At 71.2% G+C, this 1,378-nt stretch carries 1 protein-coding gene; it reads right to left on the bottom strand.

What is annotated here, in order from left to right:
* A partial coding sequence (locus AOK24_RS41550; protein WP_055725067.1) for a DHA2 family efflux MFS transporter permease subunit occupies positions 1-1,324 on the bottom strand: 1,324 nt, incomplete at its 3' end.
* Between the last annotated feature and the right edge of the window lie 54 nt (positions 1,325-1,378).

The following is a 1,378-nucleotide window of genomic DNA, read 5'->3' as shown; positions in this document are numbered from 1 at the left end:
CCAGGAATACCGCCCTGAACCCCGAGGGACTCACCCCCGCCGCCCCCAGCAGGACCGACAGGAACGCCGTCCCCACCGAAGCCGCGACCTGCTGGTTGATCGCCAGCGCTGTGCTCGCCGCGCCCATCCGCTCCTTGGGCAGGTCCCGGCTCGCGACGGTCATCGTCGGCATGATCACCATTCCGACGCCGACGCCCATGAGCAGGGACGTCGCGAGGATCCGCCAGGCGGCCACGTCGTCGATCCCGGCCTGAACTCCCGTACCGGCCATGCCTATCGAGGCCAGCATCGCCCCGCACACGATCATCATCCGGGGCGACACCTTGTCCACCCGGCGCGAGGCGATCTGCATGGTCCCCCCGATGGCCAGCCCGACGGGCACCCCCAGCAGCCCGGTCCCGGTGGCATCCCAACCCCGCACCTGCTGCCAGTACATGGGTCCGAGCAACGCGGACCCGAAGTACCCGCAGGCGAAGAGCGCGAGCGTCCCGATCCCGAGGGCGAACGTACGGTCACCCAACAGCCGTAGATCCAACAGGGGTTGATGGGTCGTCAGGGCGTGTCGTACGAACGCCGCGACGAGGACGCCCCCGACCGCCACGAACCCCAGCACCTCCGGCGACGTGAACTCCCCGCGCTCCCCGCCCCGAGCGAGCCCGTACAGCAGCAGGGCCAGGCCGGGCGGCAGCAACAGCAGCCCCCGTACGTCGAGTCGAGGCACCTCACCCCGGGGCGCGTCCGCGCGCAGCAGCCGTACGGCGAGCCCCAGGGCGACCGCCCCGACCGGCAGGTTGACGAGGAAGATCCAGTGCCAGGACGCGACGTCGATCAGCCACCCGCCCAACACCGGCCCGGACACGGGGCCGATGAGAACCGGCAGCCCGATCAACGCCATCGTCCGCCCGAACCGCTCCCGGTCGGCCAGCCCCAGCGCCATCGCCATGCCGACCGGCATCAACAGCCCGCCCCCGAGGCCCTGTACGACCCGGAAGGCGATCAACGACCCGGCGTCCCAGGCGAACGCGGCGAGCCCGGAACCGAACGTGAACAGCGAGAGCGCCAGCAGATACGCCCGCTTGGCCCCCAGCCGGGCCATCACCCACGCCGCCGTGGGGATCACGGCGGCCAGCGCGAGCGTGTACCCGGTGAGCGTCCACTGGATCGTCCCCAGCGAAGCGCCGAACGCGCTCGACAGACTCGGCAGCGCGACGACGACGATCGTCCCGTCGAGCACGACCATGAGCGAGCCGACGAGAATCACGCCGAGCGTACGGTTGAGCGCGCCGGCATCGGAAACCGGCGCCGCCGACATACCGACCGTCATGCCCCCCCACCCCTCACAAACCGCACCCCTCCGCGAGCCCGGCCTCTCAACAAC

Source organism: Streptomyces niveiscabiei (assembly GCF_001419795.1).
Taxonomy (GTDB): Bacteria; Actinomycetota; Actinomycetes; order Streptomycetales; family Streptomycetaceae; genus Streptomyces; species Streptomyces niveiscabiei.
Note: the sequence above shows the minus strand (reverse complement) of the source record. Positions and strands in the feature narration are given on the sequence as shown.